A 22,034-nucleotide genomic window follows, 5' to 3' on the forward strand; every position below is an offset into this window, starting at 1 on the left:
CATGGCTGGAACCGTCAAGCGTCGCGGCCGGGGCTTCTGGCCCCTGGCCCTCATCTTCGGGCTGTACGTGCTGTTCCTGTACGGCCCGGTCATCACCATCTTCGTGCTGAGTTTCCAGGGGCCCGATGGGGGCCTGACCTTCCCGATGCAGGGTGCCTCGGTGCACTGGTACCAGGAGCTGTTCAAGGGCCTGGGCGTGGTCGACATCGGCGCGGCACTGCGGCGCTCGCTGGCGCTGGGCGCCGTGGTGATGGGCCTGACCGTGCTGATCTCGCTGCTGGCCGGCCTGGCCTTCCGCAAGGGGCTCAAGGGTGGCGGCCTGCTGTTCTACACCTCGGTGGCCAGCCTGATCATGCCCTCCATCATCATCTCGCTGGGCATCGGCCTGCAGTTCCGTCTGTTCGACGGCATCGTGAAAGGCCTGCTCGAGCGCTGGGAATGGACCGAGTTGCTCGAAACCTACACCACGCTGATGGGCCTGTACACCTCGGGCCTGGGCGCGCACCTGACCTGGACCCTGCCCTTCGGCATGCTGATCATGTTCGCGGTGTTCAACCGTTTCAACCCAGCCTATGAAGAAGCCGCGCGCGACCTGGGCGCCTCGCCCTGGCAGGCGTTGCGCCACGTGGTGCTGCCCCTGATCGGGCCATCGCTGGTGGGCGTGGGCATGTTCGGCTTCACCCTCAGCTGGGACGAGATCGCGCGCTCGTCGCAGGCCATCGGCGATCTCAACACCTTGCCGCTGGAACTGCAGGGCCTGACCACCACGGTGACCACGCCTTCCATCTACGCATTGGGCACGCTGACCACGGTGGTGTCGCTGCTGGTGATCTTCGCCACGTTGGCTGCCGTGTGGCTGCTGCGTGCCCGCACCGCTGGCACGGCCCGTGCTCATTGACCGGGCCTGAGGCCGGATACCGAGAAAGACAAGACATGAGCGAGCAGAAAACGCAGGCCGGCACGCCGCCCAGCGATGAGGAGATCCACCAGCGCTTCATCGAGGCCATCATCGACCAGCGTTTGCTGCCCGGCACCAAGCTGGTCGAAGACAAGCTGGGCCAGGCCTTCGGCGTGTCGCGCACGCGGGTGCGCCAGGTGCTGATCCGGCTGGCGCAGGAGCAGGTGGTCACCCTGGAGCCCAACAAGGGTGCCAGCGTGGCCCAGCCCTCCATCGAGGATGCGCGCGAGGTGTTCGAGGCGCGTGCCCTGGTCGAGGCCGTGCTGGTGGGCCGTTTCATCGAGCGGGCCACGCCCGCTGATCTGCAGGCCCTGGAGGAATGCATCGAGGCCGAGGAAGAAGCCCGCCGCGAGGGCGACCATGCCACGGCGCTGCGCCTGTCGGGGCGCTTTCACCTGATGATCGCCGAGGTGTCCGGCCACCAGACCTTCGCGCGCATGCTGGCCATGCTGATCTCGCGCACGTCGCTGATCCTGATGAGCTATGCGCCGCTGGCCAGGTCCGAGCGCCAGGCCCTGGCCGCCGTGCCGGCACGCTGGGTGGACGCCTGCCGCTGCAATGCCCACCGGGGCGTGCTGACGGCGCTTCGCGAGGCGCGCCGGCCACGCGCCGGCATGGCCGATGTGGCCACCTGGCTGAGCGAGGCCCAGCAGCGCATGCGCGAGCACCTGGGTGACATGGAGGCAGGGTTGTGCTTCAACCTGCCCGACGCACCCTCGGCCGATGTGGTCGACTTGTTCAGCCAAGCCCCTGCCAGCGGCAGGCGCCCGCGCCGCACCGTGCCGGCGCCCAACAAGGGTTGAATGCCATGTCCCATGTGCTGCTGATCAATCCCAACACCAGCACCGAAGTCACCGTGCGCCTGCTCGATCAGTTGCGGCCCTGGTGTCCGCCGGGGGCTGAACTGGTTGGTCTGACCGCCGGCTTCGGCGAGCCCTACATCGCCACCGAGGCGGCCTATGTGGTGGCTGGCCACGCCGTGCTGGAGGCCTTTCACCACCATGTGGACGAGCATGGCCTGCCGCGCGCGGTGCTGGTGGGCTGCTTCGGTGATCCGGCCGTGTGGGCCCTGCGCGCCGAGGCCCCCGAGGTGCCCGTGATGGGCCTGGCCGAGGCGGCGATGCGCGAGGCGAAGGCGCTGGGCCCCTTCGCCGTGGTCACCGGCGGCCACGCCTGGGGCCCGATGCTGGAGCGCCTGGCGCGCGGCCTGGGCCTGGGCGGTGCGGAGGGCTTGCAGCAGGTGCACACGGTCGAGGCCAGTGGCGGTGAACTGGCCGCCGACCCCGGGGCCGCATCGGCCCTGCTGCGCGATGCCTGCGTGATGGTGGCGCAGGGCGCACCGCGCCCGGCGGCGGTGGTGCTGGGGGGCGCCGTGCTGGGCGGCTGGGCCGCGCCGATCGCGCCGCTGCTGCCCTGCCCGCTGATCGACAACGTGGAAGCGGGCGGGCGCTGGCTGGGTCAGGTGCTCAGCCAGCCTACCGAACCGAACCATGTCGTGGCGGACGGCGTGGGCTGAGCCGGGGGCTCTTGCCGAGGCGCTCAGCCCCGCTGGCGGTGGCGCGAGACAGCCAGCATGCCCAGACCTGTGGCCAGCAAGGCCCAGGTGGAAGGTTCGGGCACGACACCGGCTTGCAGTTGCAGCGTGGGCGCCGCACCGAGGTCCGTCCAGGCGCTGACGCTGATGGTGCCATTGGCGCCGAAGCGCACGCCACCCGGATTGCTCAGGTAGATGGTGCCGTTGGTGTCCAGGCCCACCGTGGTGGATGACGCAGGCTGTGTGATCGTCAGTTGGCTGCCGGTGTGCGAAGACGGCTGGCTGAAGACCACGGCGCTGCCCGGCAGCAGCGTCAGCTCAGAGGTGTTGACCGGTGTCGGAAAGGCGCCGGTGGTGCTGTCCCAGCTCTCGATGACCACGGTGTCGCCTTGCAATTGGATCGAGCCCTGGCTGTCGACCACCGGGGCGTACAAGGCCAGCGAGTCGGCCTGGAGCAGGACATCGGCCAGCGTGATGCTGGTGTCGCTGTAGAGGCTCAAGGCCCCCTCGGACACGATGGAGCCGCCCGAGATGCTGAGCGCGCCCTGGCAGTCGATCCGCAGGCCGGAGCCCAGTGCGTTGAGTGCCAGGCTCTGCGAGCAGCTGATGGTGGTGTTCACGGAGGCGGCATGGGCGCCGCCTGCCAGCATGGATGCAGCCAGAACCAGGCCGCGCATCGTCATCGATCGCATGTGTGTCTCCCTTGTGTGTACCGAGCCCTCCTTGCTGGACAGGCTTCAAGCGTGAAGGAGTGTAAAGAAATCGTTCCACGCCATGTGTGAAACGCCGTATCGTGCGATCTGCACCCCCGTGAACGAGGGGCTTTCAGAAGATTTCGCGTAGAAACCCTTTTGACGGTTTTACGTATGAAGGGTAAAACTATCAATGTCAGGGGGCTGATAGCAAAACCGAAAGGTCAAGCACATGCGCAGGCTGTTGTTGAGCTGGGCATTCTTGGGTATCGCCGTGTCGTTGGGGATCTGGTCCACCATCGCGCTTGATTACGACCAGAACAAGGTTGTGCTGTACTACCTGTTCCCCTATTTCGCCTTGGCCACAGCCCTGCAATACCTCTGGCCGGAGCAGTCCAATGAGTTCGCCCCGGGCGAGATCTGGACAGACATCCTCAACAACATTGGCCTGCTGATGGTGACCGCCTTCCAGGGTGTCGTCGTGCACTGGATGGCAGAGGGCGGGCATGGCCTGCTGTTCCAGTGGGGCTGGGTGTCCATGTCGTTCTCGGCGCACAACCTGCCCATGTGGGCGCAGGTGCTGGTGGCCTGGCTGGTGTTCGACTTCATGTTCTACGTCACGCACCGCATCGCGCACGAGGTCGATTTCTTCTGGCGCTTTCACAGCGTGCACCACAGCGCCAACCGGCTGAGCTTCCTCAACGCCAGCCGGGTGCACCCCGTCGATATCATCTGGCGCCGCCTGGTGCCGCTGTTCGTGGCCTACCAGACCGGCGTGAGCGCCAACGCCATGATCATGGCCAACACCATCGGCGCCGTGCTGGCCGTGATCACGCACCTGAACGTGGACTTCCGCTTCGGCGTGCTGAACTACGTGTTCGGCTCCAACGAGGTGCACCGCTGGCACCACTCCAACAAGATCGAAGAGGCCAAGAACTTCTCGGTGGTGATGATCTGGGACCACCTCTTCGGCACCTTTGTCTACAAGCCCCAGGGCCAGGAGCGTCCGGAAAAGATGGGCCTGTTCAACGAGCTCTACTACCCGCAGCACAACTTCTGGGGTCAGTTGCTGATCCCCTTCGCCTGGAAACGCTGGAAGGCCCGCCAAGCCGCGGCCCAGCAGGATGCAGTGGCCACCGAACCCGCTTTTGTCGACACCTTGCCCGCGCAGCGGGCGCAGACGGACAAGGGCAATCAACTGGCGGTCTGAGCCGCGCGGCGCGCCCATCGCCGACAATGAAGGCCTGGCCGCCGCTTCCTGGCGGCAGGTCTCCAGGAGTCGAGCAGCAAGATGGCGTGGACCGATCGAAACAGCCCCATCGTGGCCGTGGCCACGGCCCCCGGGCGTGGTGCCGTGGGCATGGTGCGCGTGTCCGGCCGCGGGCTGGCGCCGCTGGCCCGGGCGCTGACGGGCCGCGATCTGGCCCCTCGCCATGCCACCTATGGCCCTCTGCGCGATGCGCGCGGCGAGGCCATCGACCACGGCCTGGCCATCTTCTTTCCAGGCCCGAACAGCTACACCGGCGAAGACGTGCTGGAGCTGCAGGCCCACGGCGGCCCCGTGGTGCTGCAGCTGCTGGTGGCGCGCTGCCTTGAAGCGGCTGCCGGCCTTGACGGCCTCACCGGCCAGCCCTTGCTGCCCGGCCTGCGCCTGGCCGAGCCGGGCGAGTTCACCGAGCGTGCCTTCCTCAACGACAAGATCGACCTGGCCCAGGCCGAGGCCATTGCCGACCTGATCGACGCCAGCACCGAGGCTGCCGCGCGCTCGGCCAGCCGCTCGCTGGGCGGCGCGTTCTCAGGCGAGGTCAACCACCTGCGCGATCGCCTGATCGAGCTGCGCATGCTGGTCGAGGCCACGCTGGATTTCCCGGAAGAAGAGATCGACTTCCTGGAGAAAGCCCGCGCCCGCGAGCGCCTGGACAAGGTGGCCGAGGCGGTGGACAGCGTGCTGGCCCACGCCCGCCAGGGCGCCCTGCTGCGCGAAGGCCTGCAGGTGGTGCTGGCCGGCCAGCCCAATGCGGGCAAGAGCTCGCTGCTCAACGCGCTGGCCGGGGCCGAGCTGGCCATCGTCACGCCGATTGCGGGCACCACGCGCGACAAGGTCAGCGAGACCATCCAGATCGAAGGCGTGCCGCTGAAAGTGATCGACACCGCCGGCCTGCGGGCCGAGCACGAGGCCAGTGACGAGGTCGAGCGCATCGGCATGGCACGCAGCTGGGAGGCCATCGGCCAGGCCGATGTGGTGCTGTTCCTGCACGACCTGACGCGGGTGCATGAACAAGCCTATGCGCAGGCCGATGCCGACATCGCACAGCGCCTGGCAGAAGCCGTGGGCGAGCGTGTGCCGGTGCTGCATGTGCTCAACAAGGCCGATGCGGCAGATGCCGACGCGGTGGCCGCGCATCTGGCGGCCGACCTGGCGCCGCATGGCGAACGGGTGGCTCTGTCAGCGCGCACGGGTGAAGGGCTGGCGCCCCTGCGCCACGAGTTGCTGACGCTGGCCGGCTGGCAGCACAACGCCGAAGGCGTGTTCATCGCAAGGCAGCGGCATGTGCAGGCCCTGCGTGAAGCGCGTGGCCACCTGGAAGTGGCTCAGCTGCATGCGGCGCAGGCCGATGGGGCGCTGGATCTGCTGGCCGAAGAGTTGCGGCTGGCGCATGACGCGCTGGGCCGCATCACCGGGGCGTTCTCGGCCGATGACCTGCTGGGAGAAATCTTCAGCAGGTTCTGCATTGGCAAGTAGATCCTTGTCTGCCGATGTTGGGGATGGCTAGAGCCATATAGCCCCCCTTTGGGTGCCCACAACAGCGGGAGTTACAGCCGGCCGGTCGTGGCCTACGATCCAGGCTTACCCCCTGGAGCTGATCATGGTCAACACCCTCAATGCAGTTCCGCGGCTCGATGCACTCGCCAGTGCCTTGAGCCAGGCCTGGGCTCGGCTGAGCCAACGACAGTTCGAACCGCTGGCCAGATGGAAGCTCATGCATGTTGATCGTGACGGCGAGCTCCAGAGCGTCATCGTTGATGTTCTGGAAGCGGTGCCATTGGAGCGCTTGATCCTGGTGCGCCGCAGCCCAGAAGACGAGCCCTTGGTCATCAAGACCAGCCGTGTCGTTGAAGCTGTCGATGTGCAAACAGGCCAGAAGGTGATGTTGGACCGTTGGCTTGTCGACGCCGGGCTGGCGCAGTGCCCCGAAGACGTTCGTCCTGACAGCTGGATCCACTGAAGTACCCACAGCCATTGCAACCTTCAAGGAGTGCATGATGAAGACTGGTACCCGGCGCGGGCACAAGCTGCTCGCTGGCGTGATCGGAATTGGTTTTGCCCTCTGGGGATGGTCCGCCTCGGCGCAGGTGTGCTGCCCTGCAGGGTGCGTGCAAGATGCCACACGTTGCGTGAGAGCAGATGCAACACGAGCGAGTTGCCCTGTGGTGAGCTGCGCCAAGGGGCCTCCCAGTGGCCGCGCCACCACTGGTGGAGGCTCTGGCCACGGCTCGGGCCGGGCACCGGCTGGCTCATCCGGTGGCGGACGCATTTGCCAGTACGCGCCGGGCCAAGAGAGGCTCCCACCCGGCAGCTTCATCAAGACCTGCTCGTCGGTGAACTATCAGTGCACGAACAGCAAAGACACCCTCAGCGCCCTGTGCAAGGACAAGAGGGGACAGCTGAAGAAGTCCAAGATCCAGGGACCGTCCACCTGCGCAGATGTGGTCAACCGCGACGGCAAGCTTGTTTGCGCCAAGCGGCGTCACTACATCCCCCTCTAGTCAGTCACCGCCCTACTGCCGTCTCGTTGTTCGCACTGAGCGCAGTCAGCGTCTGCCGAGCGCCGAGGCAATCGGATGCTTGCGCTTGACGGAGGTAGATGCCCACACAAGGGCGGTGACCGACAACAGGATGCCGCTCACCAACCCCCCGATCGCCAACAATCCCGACGGGGTGACGCGGGCCTTCACCTGCATCGATGCCTTGCCAGCGCCGGCGGCAATTTCGGCGGTCTGCGGTTTCGACAAAATCGTGTTGTTCAACTTGGCCATGGTGGTGCCCGTAGGTTCGTGATGCATTGGCCAGAGCAACGCGCGTTCCCGGCAGCGCCAAGCCCAAGTGCCGTAGGCGCTCACTGACGCGCGTTCGCGCCTCTGACCTATAGCCAACCTCTGCGCGGCGGGCTCTAATGCCTCATGGGCCGCAAGAGCCCCGCTGAGGAGACCACAATGAACCCCAAGAGACCGTTCCTGATCGTGGTGATCGTCGCTGCCATGGCGCTGGTTGCCTTTCTGACGCTCTCCGGAAGGGACAAGGCAGACGCCGTTCCAGCCATGGCGATCCCTGAGGCCAGGTAACGGCCACCCCTTGAGAGGGATGGCGCTGCAAGGCTTGCCATCGACACTCTCTGATGGCAAGACGGGCCAGATCATCATCGACAGAGCCATCGGCATTGCGGACGCCGCTTGTGGAACAGGACTGTCGTTGAAGATCGTCGGCTGGGTGGCCGGCGCTCAGGATCTGAACCCTGCCGACAGGCCTCTGCAGCGGACAGTGATGAAGTGCCTGATGGGTTTGACTTCTGCTTTCAGGCTCTCAGGCAGCTTTAGCTTCTTTTCCAGACGCTTCAGGCAGGTTTGTTCTTCAGCTTGCCCTTGGGCGCGACCGAGGTCATCGGTGCAATGGGCCGGGTGGACGTGCTCGACGATTCCTTTGGCGGACTGGTGTCCTTCTTGGGCTTCTTCGACATCTTGTTGCTGCGTTGTTCGCCTTTTGGCATGTGGAGCTCCTCGTTGAGTAGCGTCATGTTACCCGGGCTGCAGGCTACTTCCTTCGCGCTGGCTTGGTCTTGACGGCAGATGTGTTGAGCGCCACAGCCGCCTGGATCAGGGCCTTGAACGCGGCCTCGTCAATGCGCTGCCCTTCATGGATGTCGATGGCGCGCCGCGTGTTGCCGTCGAGGCTGGCGTTGAACAGGCCGGTGGGATCCGGCAGCGAGGCCCCTTTGGCGAAGGTCAGCTTCACGGCCGACTTGTAGGTCTCGCCAGTGCAGAGAATGCCATCGTGGGACCACACCGGCGTGCCGCGCCATTTCAGCTCTTCGAGCACGTCTGGATCCGCCTCATGGATGAGTGCACGCACCTCTTGCAAGGTTTCGCCGCGCCAGTCGGCGAGCTCGGCCATCTTCTGGTCGATCAATGCCGAGGCCGAGGGGCCATCATTTGAATCAGGGGTGGGCATGCAGGCCTCCGAAAAGGTTCGTCACCAGAAGCCGTCGTCGCCACGCTCACGCACCAGCTTCACGCTGCGCTCGGCGATCTGGCGAATGAGTGCCTCCGGCAGGGGCTCAGAGTACGGAAGCTTGAGCGTGCCCTTGGTGGTCTGGCGCGGGGGCAGCTCGTCTCGGAACGCCTCCAGCGCCGCGGCTGGCGGGGCAAAGCTGCAGTGGGCCTTGTGCGCTGAAAAGGCGAACACGAAGCGGGGCTCCACGAAGAACGGGGTGCCCCACTTGATCGCCTCTTGCGCGTCCGGTGCCACGCTCTTGAGCAAGGCGTACAACTGCCGAAGCGGGGGCTGGCCTTCAGCAGGCGCGGCCTGGATGTACTCGGCAATGGTGGTCGGCTTGCTGGCCATGTCATCCGCCCTCACGTGCTCATGCCCTCACGGACGCGGGGCGGTGTGTGGACTTTAACGGCTCTCGGCGGGCGGCAGGGCCACCAGCTTGTTGACGTCGAAGCCTTGCTCGGTCAAGCGCGCCTTGATGGCCGCCAGGTCTTGTGCGGGCAAGGTGGGCGTGCGCGCCAGGATCCACAGGTATTCACGCGTGGGCTCGCTGACCACGCTGTAGCGGTAGTCGTCGGCCAGCTGCACCACCCAGTACGGGGCCCACACGCCCGGGAACCACGAGACGATGGCCGGCGCGAAACGCACCTCCAGCCGGGCGGTGCTCACGGGCTCTTCCAGCGGGATGCCCAGCAGGCGCTTTTGCTGCAGGCGGGCACGGCCCACCACGTCGTCCACCTTGCCATCGACTGTGCGGCAGCGGTTGGTCACTTCCACCTGGCCATGGGCCAGCAGCTTGTAGTCGGCGGTCACGTCGCTGGTGCACTGCTTCTGGAAGCGGTTGGGGTAGTAGGCGATCTGGTACCAGTGGCCCATGTAGCGGTTGATGTCCACCGAGGGCACGCTTTGCAGGGGCCCAGCGGCTGCGGCCAGGGCGTGGCTGCCGGCGAACAGGGCCAGGGCGGCGACGAGCGAGGCGCGCCAGGGTGAGGGCAGGCGAGGGGTCATGCTCTTGTCTCCGTGGTGCGATGCAATGGCACGTTCTAGCAAGCCTTGAGCGCGCGCGACGTGAGCACTTGTAGTGACCCTGCCGCCGCCCGGCCTAAGCTTGATGTCTGATAGTGGAGGCCGATGACCAGCACGCCCACGCCCACCGAGACGCTCAAGAAGTACCTGCCCTGGCTGGTGGCCACGGCCCTGTTCATGGAGCAGTTGGACGCCACCATCGTCAACACCGCCATCCCGTCGATGGCCGTGAGCCTGCAGGCCACGCCCCTCAGCCTCAAGGCCGTGGTCAGCAGCTACATCCTGAGCCTGGCGGTGGGCATCCCGGTCAGCGGCTGGATGGCAGATCGCTTCGGCACGCGGCGCGTGTTCGGCGGGGCGGTGCTGCTCTTCACGATCGCGTCGGTGCTGTGCGGCTTGGCCGTGAACGTGCCCATGCTGGTGGCCGCGCGCATCCTGCAGGGGCTGGGCGCGGCGATGATGATGCCGGTGGGGCGCCTGTGCATCATCCGCACCTTCCCGAAATCCGAGCTGCTGGGCGCGATGAACTTCGTGATCATCCCGGCGCTGATCGGGCCGCTGCTGGGCCCCACGGTGGGCGGCCTGATCGTGCACTGGCTGTCGTGGCGCGAGATCTTCTTCGTCAACGTGCCGGTGGGCGTGCTGGCGCTGTGGCTGATCTACAAGCACATGCCCGATTACAAGGGCGACCGCCGCCGCCCGCTCGATGTCATCGGCCTGGTGCTGTTCGGCACGGGCGCGGCCCTGCTGTCATGGCTGCTGGAGGTGTTCGGCGAGCACCGGCTCGACGTCACGTCGGAAGCGGTGCTGCTGGTGCTCTCGCTCTCCTTGCTCGGAGCCTATGTCTGGCATGCCCTGCGCGAGCCCTTCCCCTTGCTCAAGCTGGCGCTGTTCAAGGTGCGCACCTTCCGCGTGTCGGTGGTCGGCGGCTTCGTGACGCGGCTGGGCATCGGGGGCCTGCCCTTCCTGCTGCCATTGCTCTACCAGCTGGGCCTGGGCATGCCGGCGTGGCAGTCGGGGCTGTTGATGATGCCGGCGGCGCTGGGCGCCATGGGCATGAAGCTGGTGGCCGGGCGCCTGCTCAAGCGCCTGGGTTACCGCCAGGTGCTGACCGTGAACACCGTGCTGATCGGCATCACCATCGGCATGTTCTCGCTGATCGAGCTGGGCACGCCGATCTGGGCCATTGTGCTGCTGGGTCTGGCGCAGGGCCTGTTCAACTCGCTGCAGTTCAGCAGCATGAACACCATGGCCTATGCCGATGTGGACGCGGCTGACTCCAGCATGGCCAGCACCATCGCCAGTTCCATGCAGCAGATGTCGATGAGCTTCGGCCTGGCCTTCGGCACCTTGGTGGTGGGCTGGTACCTGGGCGACATGGCGCAGAGCGACCGCTTCGCGGTGATGCACGCGCTGGACCACGCCTTCCTGACGATGGCGGGGCTGACGGTGTTGTCGTCGTTGAGCTTCTGGGCCCTCAAGCCCGGAGACGGTGCCAGCGTGAGCCAGGGCGATGGCGCGCCCAGGCTGCGGCAGGCGGTGGCTGCGGACAAGGCCGAGGGCGGCGCTTCGCCGGTCTGAGGGAATCCGCCAGACCGGCCCTACAACCGGCTGGTCATAATGCGGGCCTGAGCGGTCAGATGTTGAGGCCGCCATTTTTCAGGGGGAATCCATCATGAAGAACTTCCACACGCTGGCGGCCCTGGCCGCCTTGGCGGCGCTTGGTGCGCTCGGCGGTTGCGCCACCGAATCGTCGCAGGCCCTGGTCGTGCCCCAGGTCCAGTCTGCCGGCCAGCCCTACAGCGGTCCGCGTTCGCCCATCGCCGTCGGCAAGTTTGATAACCGTTCCAGCTACATGCGTGGCATCTTTTCCGATGGCGTGGACCGGCTGGGTGGCCAGGCCAAGACCATCCTGGTCACGCATCTGCAGCAGACCAACCGCTTCAACGTGCTCGACCGGGACAACTTGGCTGAGATCAAACAGGAAGCCGGCTTCAAGGGCCAGGCCAGCAAGCCCAAGGGCGCCGACTATGTCGTCACGGGTGACGTGACCGAGTTCGGCCGCAAGGAGGTGGGTGACCAGCAGCTGTTCGGCATCCTGGGCCGCGGCAAGTCGCAGATCGCCTACGCCAAGGTCGCGCTGAACATCGTCGACATCTCGACCTCCGAGGTGGTGTATTCCACCCAGGGCGCCGGTGAGTACAGCCTGTCCAACCGCGAGATCGTCGGCTTCGGCGGCACGGCCAGCTACGACTCCACGCTCAACGGCAAGGTGCTTGATCTGGCCATGCGCGAGGCCGTGAACAAGCTGGTCACAGCCATCGATTCAGGCGCCTGGAAGCCTGCCAAGTAAGGCCTGGGTTCTCGGCCCGAGGCGGTGCCCGTATGGCAACGCCGCGGTGATCTGTCTCATCGGAAGAATCACATGATGTACCTTGTGAAGAAGGCCTGCGCGTACACGGCCATGTCATTGGCCGCCTTGCTGGTGGGTTGCGCCGCGCCCAAGCCCCTGTACCAATGGGAGGGCTACCAGGCCCAGGTCTACAACTACCTGCGCGCCCAGGGCTCCACGGGGCCGGAGGCCCAGATCGCGGCGCTGGAACAGGGCTTCCAGAAGATCCGTGCCCAAGGCGGCACGCCGCCGCCGGGCTACCACGCCCACCTGGGATTGCTGTACCTGCAGGTCGGCAAGGACGACCAGGCCGTGCAAGAGCTGCGCACCGAGAAGGCGCTGTTCCCGGAGTCGGCCGGCTACATGGATTTCCTGCTGGCCAAGGCCCAGAAAAAGTGAAGGGGTGACGTGATGCACACGACAAGCACAAGACTGTTGAAGCTCGCCACGGTCATGCTGGCGGCAGGCCTGTTCACGGGCTGCGCCACGCAGAACCGGGCCTATGACTACAGCGCGTTCAAGCAAAGCCGCCCCAGGTCCATCCTGGTGCTGCCGCCGCTGAACCAGTCACCTGACGTGAACGCGACGGCCAGCATGCTGGCCCAGATGACCTACCCTCTGGCCGAATCCGGCTACTACGTGCTGCCGGTGGCCCTGGTCAGCGAGACCTTCAAGAACAACGGCTTGCACAACGCCGGTGAGATCCACGAGGTGTCGACCGCGAAGCTGCGTGAGATCTTCGGGGCCGACGCGGCCTTGTATGTGGCGGTCACGCGCTACGGTGCCACCTACACGGTGTTCGACAGCTCGGCAGTCGTGTCCGCCACGGGCAAGCTGGTGGATCTGAAGAGCGGCACGACCCTGTGGGAGGGGTCGGCCACGGCGTCCAACAGCGAAGGCGGCAACAACAACCAGGGTGGTCTGGTCGGCCTGCTGGTGGCGGCGGTGGTCAAGCAGATCATGAACAACGTCACCGATGCCAGCCACCCCGTGGCCGGCATCACCAGCCAGCGCCTGCTGGTGGCCGGGCGGCCCAACGGCATGCTCTACGGCCCACGCTCTCCGAACTACGAGAAGGACTGAGGGCCTGCCAAGGGTCAGGGCGCGGTCACGTTCCGTGGCACGGCAGCCAGCAGGCGCAGGCCTTCATCCCTGGCCAGCGCCTTGCGCCGTGCTTCGTCGGGCTCGATGTCCGCCAGCAGGGCCGCCATGGCCTTCTGGGCGTCCTGGATGCCCATGTCCTGGTGGCGCAGGCGCTCGGGCAGGTCGGCCATCAGGGCCTTGGCCAATGCCTGGCGCTGGGCGCTGTTGGCATCCGTTCTGGGCAGGGCTTCCCAGGTTTCGAACTGCTTGTTGAAGCGCAGCGAGTTGACCAGGCGGGTGAGCTCGGGCCCCGGCGTGGCGTGCTGCGAGGCCACCCCCTTGAGCATGTCCCACTCCATGGGCGAGACATAGGGCGGGCGCTCCGTGACGGGGCCGGTGATGGGTTTGAGCACCGGGTCTTGTGCCAGGGCCTGGTTGGCCTGGGCCAGGTCGGCCGATGCGATGCGCACCGCCTCGGCACTGGTGGCCAGGGCCGGCACGGAGGCGGAAGACGCCATGGGCACAGGCGAGGACGCCTGCGATGCAGGGCTGGCCGAGGCCGCCGTGGCGGGTGCCTGATCGGCCGGTGTGCCGAACCAGTACACGCCCGCGGCGATGGCCGCGGCCAGGGCGATGCCGCCCAGGGTGAACAGCCCGGCCTTGCCGGACGACGGAATGCGGTGTGTGAGCGCCATGTGTGGGTTCCAGGCGATGCGAGCCAGCGTGATGATCCATGAAAAAAGCACCACGCGCGTGCCCTGGCCCTTCAGGGCGCCAGACCCGCGCGTGGTGCGAGACCCCTGAAAGGGATCAGAAGCGCTTCGGTGCCGGGGGCGACACGGTGAAGCTGTAGGTCTGGCCGCTGCCCGACATCATGGTCGACAGGATGGCCGAGATGGCGCAGCCCTTGATCTGCGGGAAGGTGGTGGTGCCGGTGAACACCAGCTTGCCATTGCCCATCGACGACACCGGGCCCTGGAAGTCGATCGGGAAGGCGACCGGCGTGACGGTCTTGCACTCACCGAACGGCAGTCCCAGCACCGAGGTGACGGTGATGTCGGCGTAGGCCGTGCCCTTGATCCTCAGGATCCCGCTGTTGTCCAGCGACACGGTGCCGGTGGCGCTGCCCACCGGGGTGATGCGCAGGCCCACGTTGGCCGGGATGCCGATGATGCTGAGCGTCTGCTTGAAGTCAGGCACCGAGAGGGCACCGTTCAGGCGGCCGGCGGTGATGTCGGCGTCGGCCGTGAAGGTCGAGGTGGCCGGCAGGGTCACGGTCTGCTTGAGCGTCTTCAGGCCCACCGTGGCGTTGAGGCCCCATTCCTTGAGCGAGACCACGAAGTTGCCGCCGCCGGGGTTGGCGGTGGATTGCGGCTCAGGGCCGTTGTTGCCGCAGTTGTTGGGCGCGGCCGTCTTGCCGGCGATGCGGTCGGCCACCCAGGACAGCACGTAGGGCGCACCCTGGAACTGCGTGGCGATGTGCTCGCTGGGGAACAGGTCGAAGGTCACGCTGGTGGCGCGCGCGCAGTACTTCTTCTTGAGCGCCAGGGCCTGGTCCAGCGGGATGAACTCGTCGGCCTGGCCGTGGTACTGGTACAGCGGTGCCGTGATGGTGTTGCCGCCCAGGTCCTGCGCGGTCAGGGCCTCGTTGATCGAGGGCACGGTCATCAGCGATTCGAGCGAGCGGTTGTTCACCGTGTACTCGGACAGCTCGTGGTTCATGAAGGTGAACATCGACTCGAACACGCACTGCTGCTTGCCCTGGTTGATGGCGGCCTTGCCGGTCTCGCTGGCCAGGGTGTCGAGGGGGATCTTGTCGGGGTACTGCTGGGCCAGGCCGATCACGCCGCCGAACATGAAGCCCGAGCCGGCGCTGCCGTCCAGGAAGCGGGCGGTGCGCTTGAAATCGCCCGGCACGCCGCCGGCAGCCACGCCCACCAGCTTGATGTTGGGGGCATAGGTGGGTTGCAGCTGGCCCGCCCAGGCGGCCGATTGGCCACCCTGCGAGTAGCCCCACACCGCCACCTTGGCGTTGGTGCTCAGGCCGCCGAAGGGGATCTTCTGGGCGGCGGTGACGATGTCCAGCACGGCGTTGCCCTGCGAGGCGCCGGCCAGGTAGGTGGGCGTGGCGCCGTTGGTGTAGCCCTGGTAGTCGGACACCAGCACGGCATAGCCGGCCTTCAGTGCGGCGACGATGTTGGCGTTTTCATAGTCGGTGCCGGCGGCCATCTGCAGCGAAGGCGCGCAGCTCTGGGCCAGGCCGTGCGTGCCGACGGCGTACGACACGATGGGGCGGGCGGTGAGGCTCAGCCAGATGCCCTTGGGCACCAGCACCGTGCCGGTGACCACGTTGGCCGCGCCGCGTGAATCGGTGGAGCGGTACATCACGTTCCACGCGTTGACGGCCGGGGCATCGGTGCCCAGGCTGACGGTGGTGCTGCGGTAGGAGATCAGGTCACCGTGGTTGCCGGTGATGACGGCGGGCGGCGTGTAGAAGGCCATGCCGGCCGGGCCTTGCGTGGCGGCATGGGCATTTGAAGCGGCCAGCGCGATGGCGGCCAGGGGCACGGCCAGGCGGTGTGAAGGGAAGCGGGTTTTCATGTGTTTCTCCACGGGTTGTAGTTGACATCCAAGCTCGATCAACCGACGTTTGAATTAATGCTTGACGTTGATCGGGTCATGGAATTGTCGGGAAATGTCCCCGGGGCAGAGGCGCGTGCTTGCGCGCAGAAGCGCCTGAAAAGGGCGCATAAAAGCGACGAACCCCCTCGAAGAGAGGGGGTTCATTGGTCAACATGGGTGGGGTTTAACCCTTGGCGGTGGTTGCAGTCCCTGCCTGCACCGCAACCTTCAGGGCACCGCCTTGGCCGGCACGGCCTCCTTGGCCAGGATCGCATCGACCACTTCGAGCACCAGCGGCAGGTCCAGCGGCTTTTGCAGGTAGGCCAGGGCGCCCGCCGCGCGGGCCTTGGCCATGGTGGCCGCCGTCACATCGGCAGACACCACCACCACGGGCACTTCGCGCAACTCTTCATGGCGCTTCATCCAGGCCAGCAGGTCCAGGCCGCTACCGTCGGGCAGGTGCATGTCCAGCAGCACCAGGTCGAAGCCCTCGGTGTCCAGGCGCTCCATGCCGGCGTGCACCGTCATCTCGTGGTGCACATCGATCTGGGGGCGCAGCCCCAGCATGGCAGCCATGATGTCGCGGTTGGCCAGGTTGTCTTCCACGTACAGCACCTTGCGGGTGTCGTAGGGGGCCTGACCGGGCGTGGTCGTGGTGGTGCGCATGGCATCGGTCTCCGTCGGGATGTCGGGGTCGGTGGCGTGGCTGGGGTGCGGGGGGTGGGCCGCGGGCAGGTCGAAGAAGAAGGTGCTGCCGTGCCCCGAGGTGCTGGACACGCGCAAGGTGCCGCCCATCAGGGCCACCAGGCGCTGGCAGATCACCAGGCCGATGCCGGTGCCAGGCGTGCCGGTGGTTTCGCGCCCCAGCCGGTTGAAGGGCTCGAACAGGTGGGCCAGTTGGGCCTCGTTCATGCCGATGCCCGTGTCCTGCACGCTGAAGCGGATGGGCGTGCCCTCGGCATCGGCCTCCTGGCGCACGTTCAGGGTCACGTGGCCATCGGGGCGGTTGTACTTGATGGCGTTGCTCAACAGGTTGAGCAGCACCTGCTTGAGCCGCGTGCGGTCGGCCCGCACGACCAGCGGAGGGCCGGGCGGCAGGCTGATCGCGGGCCGGACACCCGCCGCGCGCGCTTCCGTCAGCAGGGTGTGCAGGCAGTCCTGCGCCAGGGCGGCCACGTCCACATCGCCAATGGCCATGTGCATGGTGCCGGCCTCGATGCGCGACACGTCCAGCACATCGGTGATCATGGTCAGCAGGTGGCGCCCGGACGAATCGATCTGGTCGACCATGGACAGCTGGGAGGCGCTCAAGGGCTGGCGCGTGTCCAGCTTGAGCACCTGCGCGAAGCCCAGCACCGCGTTGAGCGGCGTGCGCAGTTCATGGCTCATGCGCGAGAGGAACTCGGTCTTGGCCTGGTTGGAGGCCTCGGCCACCTGCTGGGCCTGGCGTGCCTGGCGCGCGGCGTGCTGCTCGCCCACATCCTGGAAGTACACGCCCAGGCCCTGGCCGGAGGGGTAGGCATGGATGTCGAGCCACAGGCCCAGGGTGGGCAGCCGGGTTTCGAAATGCACGGGCTGCTGGCGTGCCACCGCGCTTTCGAACGCGGCGCGCAAGGCGGTGGCGTCGTCCGCCGCCAGGGCATCCCAGGGCGTGCGGCCCAGCAGTTCGTCGCGGGGCTGGCGCAGCAACGCTGCTGCGCGCCCGTTCACGTAGGCAAAGCGACCTTCGTCATCGAGCTGGAAGAAGCCATCGTGGATGCTTTCGAGCGTGTGGGTCAGCCGCTGCAGCAAGGCTTCGCGCTCGTGCTCGCGCTCGGCCAGGCGCTGGCTCATGTCCGTGAAACCCTGCTCCAGCGCCAGGAACTCGCGGCTGGGCACGATGCCGTCCTGTTCCAGGGAGGGGGTCTTGTCATCGCCCTGTGAGATGCGCGCCATGCGTGCCAGCAGCCGGTCGGTGGGGGCCACCACGCGAGACATGGCCATGCGCCAGGCCAGCCCCAGGGCCAGGGCGAACAAGGCGGCACTGCAACCCAGCAGCAGCGCCAGGGAGTGCTTCAGGCCCGCGGTGAGCTCGTCGCGCGGCAGGCCCACGGCCACCGTCCAGCCCGACAGGCTCGAGCGGGTGAAGGCCGTCACCACCGGGATGTCTTCCAGGGTGTTGGTCTCGATCACGCCTTCCCGTTGTTCGCGGGCGGCCTGCACCAGATGGGGCACGGCCGGCTTGGCCACGTACAGCGCCATGTCGTGCGTGCGGGCCACGATGCGGCCCTGGCTGTCGAGCACGGCGCCGATCCAGTCGCGGGGCAGCCGCTGGGCGGCCAGCACCCCGGCGATGCGCTCGGGGAAGATGCCTGCGTTGAGGCTGTAGACCGTGGTGCCGTTGTGCTGGATCGGCACGCCCAGCGCCACGATGGGCTGGCCCGTGACGGGGCCGGTGAACACATCGGTCAGCACGGAACCCGCGGTTTCGAAGATGCGCATCAACTGGGGCGGCCCGCCCACCGTGGGCAGTGCCGAGCCCCAGGAGCGCAGGGTGTTGACCTGCTGTCGTCCTTCGGGGTCGATCAGCACGACGTTGTTGATGTTCTGGAACGGCAAGGCATTGCGGGCCTGGGCGTGGAAGGCGGCCAGGTCGCCATCGACCAGCGTGGCCGACGAGCCCAGCACGCGCAGGCCGGCCTCGATGCTGGCCAGATCCCGGTCCAGGGCCGCGGCGGCCGCGCGGGCGGCACCGATCACGTCACGCACGGCGCGGGCGCGGTGCTCGCGGTAGTCGGAGATGATGAAGTAGCTGGACAGCAGCAGGCCGGGCAGCAGGCAGGCCACCACGAGCACCGCCAGGCTGGTGCGTATGCGCCAGGGGGCGGGGGCGGCCACAACGGAGTCGCTGCTGGAATGTGCGCCGGGCCGGTGGCGGGCACTCCAGGAGGTGAACGCGGTCATCCAGACAATCTCAGGCCTTTGTGTCATCGGGCCTGGCGGCATCGCCGGGCCGTGTGAAGTACTGCCTTCGAACACGCCTGAAATGCACATGTCCGGCTGATCAGTAGACCACAAGCGGGCAGCCAGATAAAGCCCGAACAGCGGCACGGCCCTGCCCCTGGGCGTGAGATCCGCACGGCTGGGGTGGCGCTGGCCTCGCTGGCTTAGGATGGCCGGGCGTGATGCCACCGACATGAACACCCTTCCCGACCCCGCCATCCTGCTGCGCGCCCTGTACGACACGGCCGTGGCCCACGCCCAGCCGGCCCTGGCGCTGCCACCGTACCTGCCGCCCCCACCGCGGGGCCGCACCGTGGTGATGGGCGCGGGCAAGGCCAGTGCCGCCATGGCGCGTGCCCTGCAGGCCCATTGGCCTGCCGATCGCCCACTGCAAGGGGTGGTGATCACCCGGCATGGGCATGTGCCGCCAAGGCCTGCGGATGCACCACCGGACCGCATCACCCTGCTGGAAGCGGCCCACCCGGTGCCCGACGACGCCGGCCTGCGCGCCACGCAACAGATGATCGCTGCCCTGCACGGCCTGGGTGCGGACGACCTGGTGATCGCGCTGATGTCCGGTGGCGGATCGGCCCTGCTGGCCGCGCCCCTGCCGGGCTGGAGCCTGCAGGGCGAGCAGGATCTCAACCGCCAGCTGCTGCGCTGCGGCGCCTCCATCACCGAGATGAACACCGTTCGGCGACACCTGTCTGCGCTCAAGGGTGGCCGTCTGGCGGCCCTGTGCCGGCCGGCCCGCCTGGTGACCCTGGTGATCTCCGACGTGCCGGGCGACGCCTTGCACGACATCGCCAGCGGCCCCACCGTGCCTGATCCGAGCACCTGCTCGGATGCGCTGGCGGTGATCGAGCGCTACCGGCTGGACGTGCCGGCGGATCTGCTGGAGGGGCTGCGCGAGGGCCGGCTGGAAACACCCAAGCCCGGTGATCCGGCCTTTGCCCAGGACGAGGCCCACGTGATCGCCACGCCGCTGGCGATGCTGCACGCAGCGGCTGCGCATGCCCGCGGCCTGGGCCTGGCGGCCCATGTGCTGAGCGACCGCATCGAGGGCGAGGCGCGTGATGTGGGCACGGTGCATGCCGGGCTGGCGCTGCATGCGGTGCGCCAGCGTGACGATGCAATGTCGCCTTTCACACCGCCTTGCGTGCTGCTGTCGGGAGGCGAGACGACGGTGACCCTGGGCGCGGCAGATGCCCACCAGCCACCGGACGACCTCAAGCCCAGCGGGGGCCGCTGTTCGGAATTTCTCCTGGGCGCCGCCCTTGCGCTGCGCGGCGAACCCGGCGTGTGGATGCTGGCGGCCGACACCGATGGCATCGATGGTGCCAGCGAAGCGGCCGGTGCGCTGATCTCGCCAGACACGCTGGCACGGGCGCGTGAGGCGGGCATGGACCCGCACGCGATGCTGAAGGCGCATGCCTCCGGCGAGTTCTTCCAGCGGCTCGGCGATGCCGTGGTGCCGGGCCCCACGTTCACCAACGTCAACGACTTCAGGGCGGTGCTGGTGCTGTGAGGCCGTGGTTCAGACCCGCTCGACGACCAACGCGATGCCCTGCCCCACGCCGATGCACATGGTGCACAGCGCGTAGCGGCCGCCCGTGCGGTGCAGCTGGTTGATGGCCGTGGTCACCAGGCGTGCACCACTGGCCCCCAGCGGGTGGCCCAGGGCGATGGCGCCGCCATTGGGGTTCACGCGCGGATCATCATCCCGCAGGCCCAGATCACGCAGCACGGTNGGCGCCGCCATTGGGGTTCACGCGCGGATCATCATCCCGCAGGCCCAGATCACGCAGCACGGTCAGGCTTGCCGATGCCGGTGGGCATGCCCACCATCGATGGGTCGCTGGCCACGCAGGGTGGTCTGGTGTTCTTCGCGGCCACGCAGGATTACTACCTGCGCGCCTTCGACAGCGGCAATGGCCAGGAGTTGTGGAAGGCCCGCCTGCCCGTGGGCAGCCAGGGTACGCCGATCACCTACCAGTCACCGAAGACGGGGCGCCAGTACGTGGTGATCTCGGCCGGTGGGGCGCGGCAGTCGCCTGATCGGGGAGATTACGTGATTGCGTACACGCTGCCGCGCTGACCTGTGGTGCTTGCCAGCGTGAAGCATGGGCAAGGCAGCGCCCATCGGTGTCCCCGAATCGAGGGGGGCAATGGCCAAGCATTGATGTAACCCGATGTCTATAGTGTGGGACAGGCTTCACGGCCTGTCATCCATAAGCAAAACCTCGGGTCTTCTCATCCCATGCTGTCATCTCATTATTCCGGTTTCGGCCGTTGGATTCTGTCCTGCATCGCCGGTGTGGCCCTGCACGCACAGGCTGCGCCTCAATACACGGCCACGCTGCTGACGCCGCCTGAAGGCTCGTACACCACGTATGTTTATGCCATCAGCAATGCCGGGGTGGTCGGCTATGTCGAGCCATTTAGCTCGATTGGTAGTCAGCCAGCATACTGGTCGCTTCAGGGGGAAGGGCGTGTCTTGCCCACACTGGCACCCTCGGCAGTCGGACGCAGCATCCACTACGCCTACAACATCAACAATGCCGGGCAGATCGTTGGCCGCAGTTCGACCGTGCTGGGCGATGTCCATGGCTACCTGCTGACACCGGGTGGGCAGATCCAGGATCTGGGCGCCTTGCCGATGACTCGCGGTGGCACCCACAGCCCTGGCAGCAATGCGCAGGACGTCAATGGGGTTGGCTCGGTCGTGGGTGAGTCCTACACCGATGACGGGCTGAGGGCCTTCCTGTGGACCTCCAACGGTGGCATGCGCAACCTGGGCGTGCTGGAAGGGGGCAGCTTCAGCACCGCGTTAGCCATCAACGACGCAGGGAGCGTGGTGGGCGTGAGCGAGGTGGCCGGAGGCCGCCGGGCTTTCCTGTGGACCGAAGCCGGGGGAATGCAGGATCTGGGGGATTTGGCCGGGGGGGCCAACAGCAGCACGGCCAAAGCCATCAACGGGACCGGCCAGGTGATCGGCACCAGCCAGACGGCAGAAGGATCCCGCGCATTTTTGTGGACGCAGGCTGAAGGCATGGTGGATCTGGGCCTGCTGTCGGGCCATGTGGAGTCGTTCGCCACTGGCCTCAACGAATCCGGTGCAACGGTGGGCTACAGCCGCACGGCGAACTGGTACACCAGCCCTTTCCTGTGGACGCGGGAGGAGGGCATGATCGATCTGAATAGTCTGCTGCTGACGGCAGATCCTCTGGTGAGTGCCGGCCTCACATTGACATACGCTTCCGGCATCAATGACGCGGGCCAGATCCTGGTCAGCGGTCAGCTCAACGGGCGATCGGTGACGGCGGTGCTGACACCGGTGCCGGAGCCTTCGACCTGGGTCCTGAGCCTGTTGGGCGGTGGGCTGCTGTTGATGGCCGTGAGGCGAGTGCGCAGGGGCGAGACCCACTGAAAAAAGAGGCACGGTCTCCTTGCGGAAACCGTGCCTCTCGCGAGCT

At 66.9% G+C, this 22,034-nt stretch carries 23 protein-coding genes and 1 pseudogene; 14 read left to right on the forward strand and 10 right to left on the reverse strand.

Annotation, left to right across the window (positions count from 1 at the left end; genetic code table 11):
• Window position 1: 1 nt before the first annotated feature.
• Genes EIP75_RS14325 through EIP75_RS14335 form a run of 3 tightly spaced genes read left to right on the forward strand, consistent with a single transcriptional unit; the run spans window position 2 to window position 2,474 of the window.
• On the forward strand, window positions 2-898 hold the full coding sequence (locus EIP75_RS14325) for an ABC transporter permease (protein WP_125243958.1): 897 nt from the start codon (window positions 2-4) through the stop codon (window positions 896-898).
• Window positions 899-933: 35 nt separating this feature from the next.
• Window positions 934-1,761 (forward strand): GntR family transcriptional regulator, encoded by an 828-nt coding sequence (locus tag EIP75_RS14330; protein ID WP_125243959.1) that lies wholly within the window; start codon window positions 934-936, stop codon window positions 1,759-1,761.
• A 5-nt stretch (window positions 1,762-1,766) separates the two neighbouring features.
• Complete coding sequence (locus EIP75_RS14335; protein WP_125243960.1) at window positions 1,767-2,474, forward strand: aspartate/glutamate racemase family protein; 708 nt, start codon at window positions 1,767-1,769, stop codon at window positions 2,472-2,474.
• A gap of 23 nt (window positions 2,475-2,497) precedes the next feature.
• On the opposite strand, the gene EIP75_RS14340 is transcribed toward EIP75_RS14335, so the two are convergent.
• Entirely contained in the window at window positions 2,498-3,184 is a 687-nt protein-coding gene (locus EIP75_RS14340; RefSeq protein ID WP_125243961.1) for a PEP-CTERM sorting domain-containing protein, read from the reverse strand.
• 232 nt (window positions 3,185-3,416) lie between these two features.
• Here EIP75_RS14340 and EIP75_RS14345 point away from each other — a divergent pair, with 232 nt between their 5' ends.
• The 3 genes from EIP75_RS14345 (at window position 3,417) to EIP75_RS14355 (ending at window position 6,411) form a co-directional block, all read left to right on the forward strand.
• Window positions 3,417-4,394 (forward strand): sterol desaturase family protein, encoded by a 978-nt coding sequence (locus EIP75_RS14345; RefSeq protein WP_125243962.1) that lies wholly within the window; start codon window positions 3,417-3,419, stop codon window positions 4,392-4,394.
• An 81-nt stretch (window positions 4,395-4,475) separates the two neighbouring features.
• A complete protein-coding gene (gene mnmE / locus EIP75_RS14350; protein ID WP_125243963.1) occupies window positions 4,476-5,927 on the forward strand; it encodes a tRNA uridine-5-carboxymethylaminomethyl(34) synthesis GTPase MnmE in 1,452 nt (483 codons plus the stop codon).
• Between the two features lie 124 nt (window positions 5,928-6,051).
• Window positions 6,052-6,411 carry a hypothetical protein gene (locus EIP75_RS14355; protein ID WP_125243964.1) on the forward strand — a complete coding sequence of 120 codons (360 nt, stop codon included), beginning with the start codon at window positions 6,052-6,054 and terminating at the stop codon, window positions 6,409-6,411.
• Window positions 6,412-6,997: 586 nt separating this feature from the next.
• Here EIP75_RS14355 and EIP75_RS14360 read toward each other — a convergent pair.
• Window positions 6,998-7,222 carry a hypothetical protein gene (locus EIP75_RS14360; protein WP_125243965.1) on the reverse strand — a complete coding sequence of 75 codons (225 nt, stop codon included), beginning with the start codon at window positions 7,220-7,222 and terminating at the stop codon, window positions 6,998-7,000.
• A 177-nt stretch (window positions 7,223-7,399) separates the two neighbouring features.
• Here EIP75_RS14360 and EIP75_RS24885 point away from each other — a divergent pair, with 177 nt between their 5' ends.
• Window positions 7,400-7,528 carry a hypothetical protein gene (locus EIP75_RS24885; RefSeq protein WP_274379814.1) on the forward strand — a complete coding sequence of 43 codons (129 nt, stop codon included), beginning with the start codon at window positions 7,400-7,402 and terminating at the stop codon, window positions 7,526-7,528.
• Window positions 7,529-7,797: 269 nt separating this feature from the next.
• Here the strand turns inward: EIP75_RS24885 and EIP75_RS14365 are convergent, their stop codons facing one another.
• The 4 genes from EIP75_RS14365 to EIP75_RS14380 are packed head-to-tail and all read right to left on the reverse strand — an operon-like array spanning window position 7,798 to window position 9,461.
• Entirely contained in the window at window positions 7,798-7,977 is a 180-nt protein-coding gene (locus tag EIP75_RS14365) for a hypothetical protein (RefSeq protein WP_125243966.1), read from the reverse strand.
• A 17-nt stretch (window positions 7,978-7,994) separates the two neighbouring features.
• The gene (locus EIP75_RS14370; protein ID WP_125243967.1) at window positions 7,995-8,411 is read right to left on the reverse strand and encodes a DUF1801 domain-containing protein; all 417 of its coding nucleotides are present in this window, start codon (window positions 8,409-8,411) and stop codon (window positions 7,995-7,997) included.
• Between the two features lie 21 nt (window positions 8,412-8,432).
• Window positions 8,433-8,804: an iron chaperone gene (locus tag EIP75_RS14375; protein ID WP_125243968.1), complete on the reverse strand. Its 372-nt coding sequence runs from the start codon at window positions 8,802-8,804 to the stop codon at window positions 8,433-8,435.
• 54 nt (window positions 8,805-8,858) lie between these two features.
• Window positions 8,859-9,461: a lipocalin family protein gene (locus tag EIP75_RS14380; protein WP_125243969.1), complete on the reverse strand. Its 603-nt coding sequence runs from the start codon at window positions 9,459-9,461 to the stop codon at window positions 8,859-8,861.
• 123 nt (window positions 9,462-9,584) lie between these two features.
• Here EIP75_RS14380 and EIP75_RS14385 point away from each other — a divergent pair, with 123 nt between their 5' ends.
• The 4 genes from EIP75_RS14385 to EIP75_RS14400 all read left to right on the forward strand — a co-directional run bounded on the left by EIP75_RS14385 (window position 9,585) and on the right by EIP75_RS14400 (window position 12,954).
• Window positions 9,585-11,060: a DHA2 family efflux MFS transporter permease subunit gene (locus tag EIP75_RS14385; RefSeq protein WP_125243970.1), complete on the forward strand. Its 1,476-nt coding sequence runs from the start codon at window positions 9,585-9,587 to the stop codon at window positions 11,058-11,060.
• A 94-nt stretch (window positions 11,061-11,154) separates the two neighbouring features.
• Window positions 11,155-11,832: a CsgG/HfaB family protein gene (locus EIP75_RS14390; protein WP_125243971.1), complete on the forward strand. Its 678-nt coding sequence runs from the start codon at window positions 11,155-11,157 to the stop codon at window positions 11,830-11,832.
• 72 nt (window positions 11,833-11,904) lie between these two features.
• Window positions 11,905-12,270 carry a DUF4810 domain-containing protein gene (locus tag EIP75_RS14395; protein WP_125243972.1) on the forward strand — a complete coding sequence of 122 codons (366 nt, stop codon included), beginning with the start codon at window positions 11,905-11,907 and terminating at the stop codon, window positions 12,268-12,270.
• Between the two features lie 12 nt (window positions 12,271-12,282).
• Complete coding sequence (locus EIP75_RS14400; RefSeq protein WP_125243973.1) at window positions 12,283-12,954, forward strand: DUF799 domain-containing protein; 672 nt, start codon at window positions 12,283-12,285, stop codon at window positions 12,952-12,954.
• A gap of 14 nt (window positions 12,955-12,968) precedes the next feature.
• Here the strand turns inward: EIP75_RS14400 and EIP75_RS14405 are convergent, their stop codons facing one another.
• From EIP75_RS14405 to EIP75_RS14415, 3 genes are all read right to left on the reverse strand, one after another.
• Window positions 12,969-13,649, reverse strand: coding sequence for a hypothetical protein (locus tag EIP75_RS14405; protein ID WP_125243974.1), 681 nt, complete (start codon window positions 13,647-13,649; stop codon window positions 12,969-12,971).
• Between the two features lie 115 nt (window positions 13,650-13,764).
• Window positions 13,765-15,555 carry a lipase family protein gene (locus EIP75_RS14410; protein WP_125243975.1) on the reverse strand — a complete coding sequence of 597 codons (1,791 nt, stop codon included), beginning with the start codon at window positions 15,553-15,555 and terminating at the stop codon, window positions 13,765-13,767.
• A 249-nt stretch (window positions 15,556-15,804) separates the two neighbouring features.
• Window positions 15,805-18,519, reverse strand: a complete 2,715-nt coding sequence (locus EIP75_RS14415; RefSeq protein WP_125243976.1) for a hybrid sensor histidine kinase/response regulator — start codon at window positions 18,517-18,519, stop codon at window positions 15,805-15,807.
• A gap of 232 nt (window positions 18,520-18,751) precedes the next feature.
• On the opposite strand from EIP75_RS14415, the gene EIP75_RS14420 reads away from it, so the two are divergent.
• Complete coding sequence (locus EIP75_RS14420; RefSeq protein WP_125243977.1) at window positions 18,752-20,086, forward strand: glycerate kinase type-2 family protein; 1,335 nt, start codon at window positions 18,752-18,754, stop codon at window positions 20,084-20,086.
• A gap of 9 nt (window positions 20,087-20,095) precedes the next feature.
• Here the strand turns inward: EIP75_RS14420 and EIP75_RS14425 are convergent.
• Window positions 20,096-20,305 (reverse strand): annotated as a pseudogene (locus EIP75_RS14425) (3-oxoadipyl-CoA thiolase); the annotation flags it as partial.
• Between EIP75_RS14425 and EIP75_RS14430 the strand changes: the two are divergent.
• Both EIP75_RS14430 and EIP75_RS14435 read left to right on the forward strand, forming a co-directional pair.
• The gene (locus EIP75_RS14430) at window positions 20,231-20,656 is read left to right on the forward strand and encodes a hypothetical protein (protein WP_476561141.1); all 426 of its coding nucleotides are present in this window, start codon (window positions 20,231-20,233) and stop codon (window positions 20,654-20,656) included. The pseudogene EIP75_RS14425 and the gene EIP75_RS14430 overlap by 75 nt on opposite strands.
• 162 nt (window positions 20,657-20,818) lie before the next feature.
• Complete coding sequence (locus EIP75_RS14435; protein ID WP_125243978.1) at window positions 20,819-21,988, forward strand: HAF repeat-containing PEP-CTERM protein; 1,170 nt, start codon at window positions 20,819-20,821, stop codon at window positions 21,986-21,988.
• Window positions 21,989-22,034 lie beyond the last annotated feature (46 nt).

The sequence above is a fragment of the Aquabacterium soli genome, assembly GCF_003933735.1.
GTDB lineage: Bacteria > Pseudomonadota > Gammaproteobacteria > Burkholderiales > Burkholderiaceae_C > Aquabacterium > Aquabacterium soli.

Bases quoted from the DNA above. Each gene is read 5' to 3' on its own strand.
- EIP75_RS14325 (WP_125243958.1), top strand. From the start codon at position 2: ATGGCTGGAACCGTCAAGCGTCGCGGCCGGGGCTTCTGGCCCCTGGCC.
- EIP75_RS14330 (WP_125243959.1), top strand. From the start codon at position 934: ATGAGCGAGCAGAAAACGCAGGCCGGCACGCCGCCCAGCGATGAGGAG.
- EIP75_RS14335 (WP_125243960.1), top strand. From the start codon at position 1,767: ATGTCCCATGTGCTGCTGATCAATCCCAACACCAGCACCGAAGTCACC.
- EIP75_RS14340 (WP_125243961.1), bottom strand. From the start codon at position 3,184: ATGCGATCGATGACGATGCGCGGCCTGGTTCTGGCTGCATCCATGCTG.
- EIP75_RS14345 (WP_125243962.1), top strand. From the start codon at position 3,417: ATGCGCAGGCTGTTGTTGAGCTGGGCATTCTTGGGTATCGCCGTGTCG.
- mnmE (WP_125243963.1), top strand. From the start codon at position 4,476: ATGGCGTGGACCGATCGAAACAGCCCCATCGTGGCCGTGGCCACGGCC.
- EIP75_RS14355 (WP_125243964.1), top strand. From the start codon at position 6,052: ATGGTCAACACCCTCAATGCAGTTCCGCGGCTCGATGCACTCGCCAGT.
- EIP75_RS14360 (WP_125243965.1), bottom strand. From the start codon at position 7,222: ATGGCCAAGTTGAACAACACGATTTTGTCGAAACCGCAGACCGCCGAA.
- EIP75_RS24885 (WP_274379814.1), top strand. From the start codon at position 7,400: ATGAACCCCAAGAGACCGTTCCTGATCGTGGTGATCGTCGCTGCCATG.
- EIP75_RS14365 (WP_125243966.1), bottom strand. From the start codon at position 7,977: ATGACGCTACTCAACGAGGAGCTCCACATGCCAAAAGGCGAACAACGC.
- EIP75_RS14370 (WP_125243967.1), bottom strand. From the start codon at position 8,411: ATGCCCACCCCTGATTCAAATGATGGCCCCTCGGCCTCGGCATTGATC.
- EIP75_RS14375 (WP_125243968.1), bottom strand. From the start codon at position 8,804: ATGGCCAGCAAGCCGACCACCATTGCCGAGTACATCCAGGCCGCGCCT.
- EIP75_RS14380 (WP_125243969.1), bottom strand. From the start codon at position 9,461: ATGACCCCTCGCCTGCCCTCACCCTGGCGCGCCTCGCTCGTCGCCGCC.
- EIP75_RS14385 (WP_125243970.1), top strand. From the start codon at position 9,585: ATGACCAGCACGCCCACGCCCACCGAGACGCTCAAGAAGTACCTGCCC.
- EIP75_RS14390 (WP_125243971.1), top strand. From the start codon at position 11,155: ATGAAGAACTTCCACACGCTGGCGGCCCTGGCCGCCTTGGCGGCGCTT.
- EIP75_RS14395 (WP_125243972.1), top strand. From the start codon at position 11,905: ATGATGTACCTTGTGAAGAAGGCCTGCGCGTACACGGCCATGTCATTG.
- EIP75_RS14400 (WP_125243973.1), top strand. From the start codon at position 12,283: ATGCACACGACAAGCACAAGACTGTTGAAGCTCGCCACGGTCATGCTG.
- EIP75_RS14405 (WP_125243974.1), bottom strand. From the start codon at position 13,649: ATGGCGCTCACACACCGCATTCCGTCGTCCGGCAAGGCCGGGCTGTTC.
- EIP75_RS14410 (WP_125243975.1), bottom strand. From the start codon at position 15,555: ATGAAAACCCGCTTCCCTTCACACCGCCTGGCCGTGCCCCTGGCCGCC.
- EIP75_RS14415 (WP_125243976.1), bottom strand. From the start codon at position 18,519: ATGACCGCGTTCACCTCCTGGAGTGCCCGCCACCGGCCCGGCGCACAT.
- EIP75_RS14420 (WP_125243977.1), top strand. From the start codon at position 18,752: ATGAACACCCTTCCCGACCCCGCCATCCTGCTGCGCGCCCTGTACGAC.
- EIP75_RS14435 (WP_125243978.1), top strand. From the start codon at position 20,819: ATGCTGTCATCTCATTATTCCGGTTTCGGCCGTTGGATTCTGTCCTGC.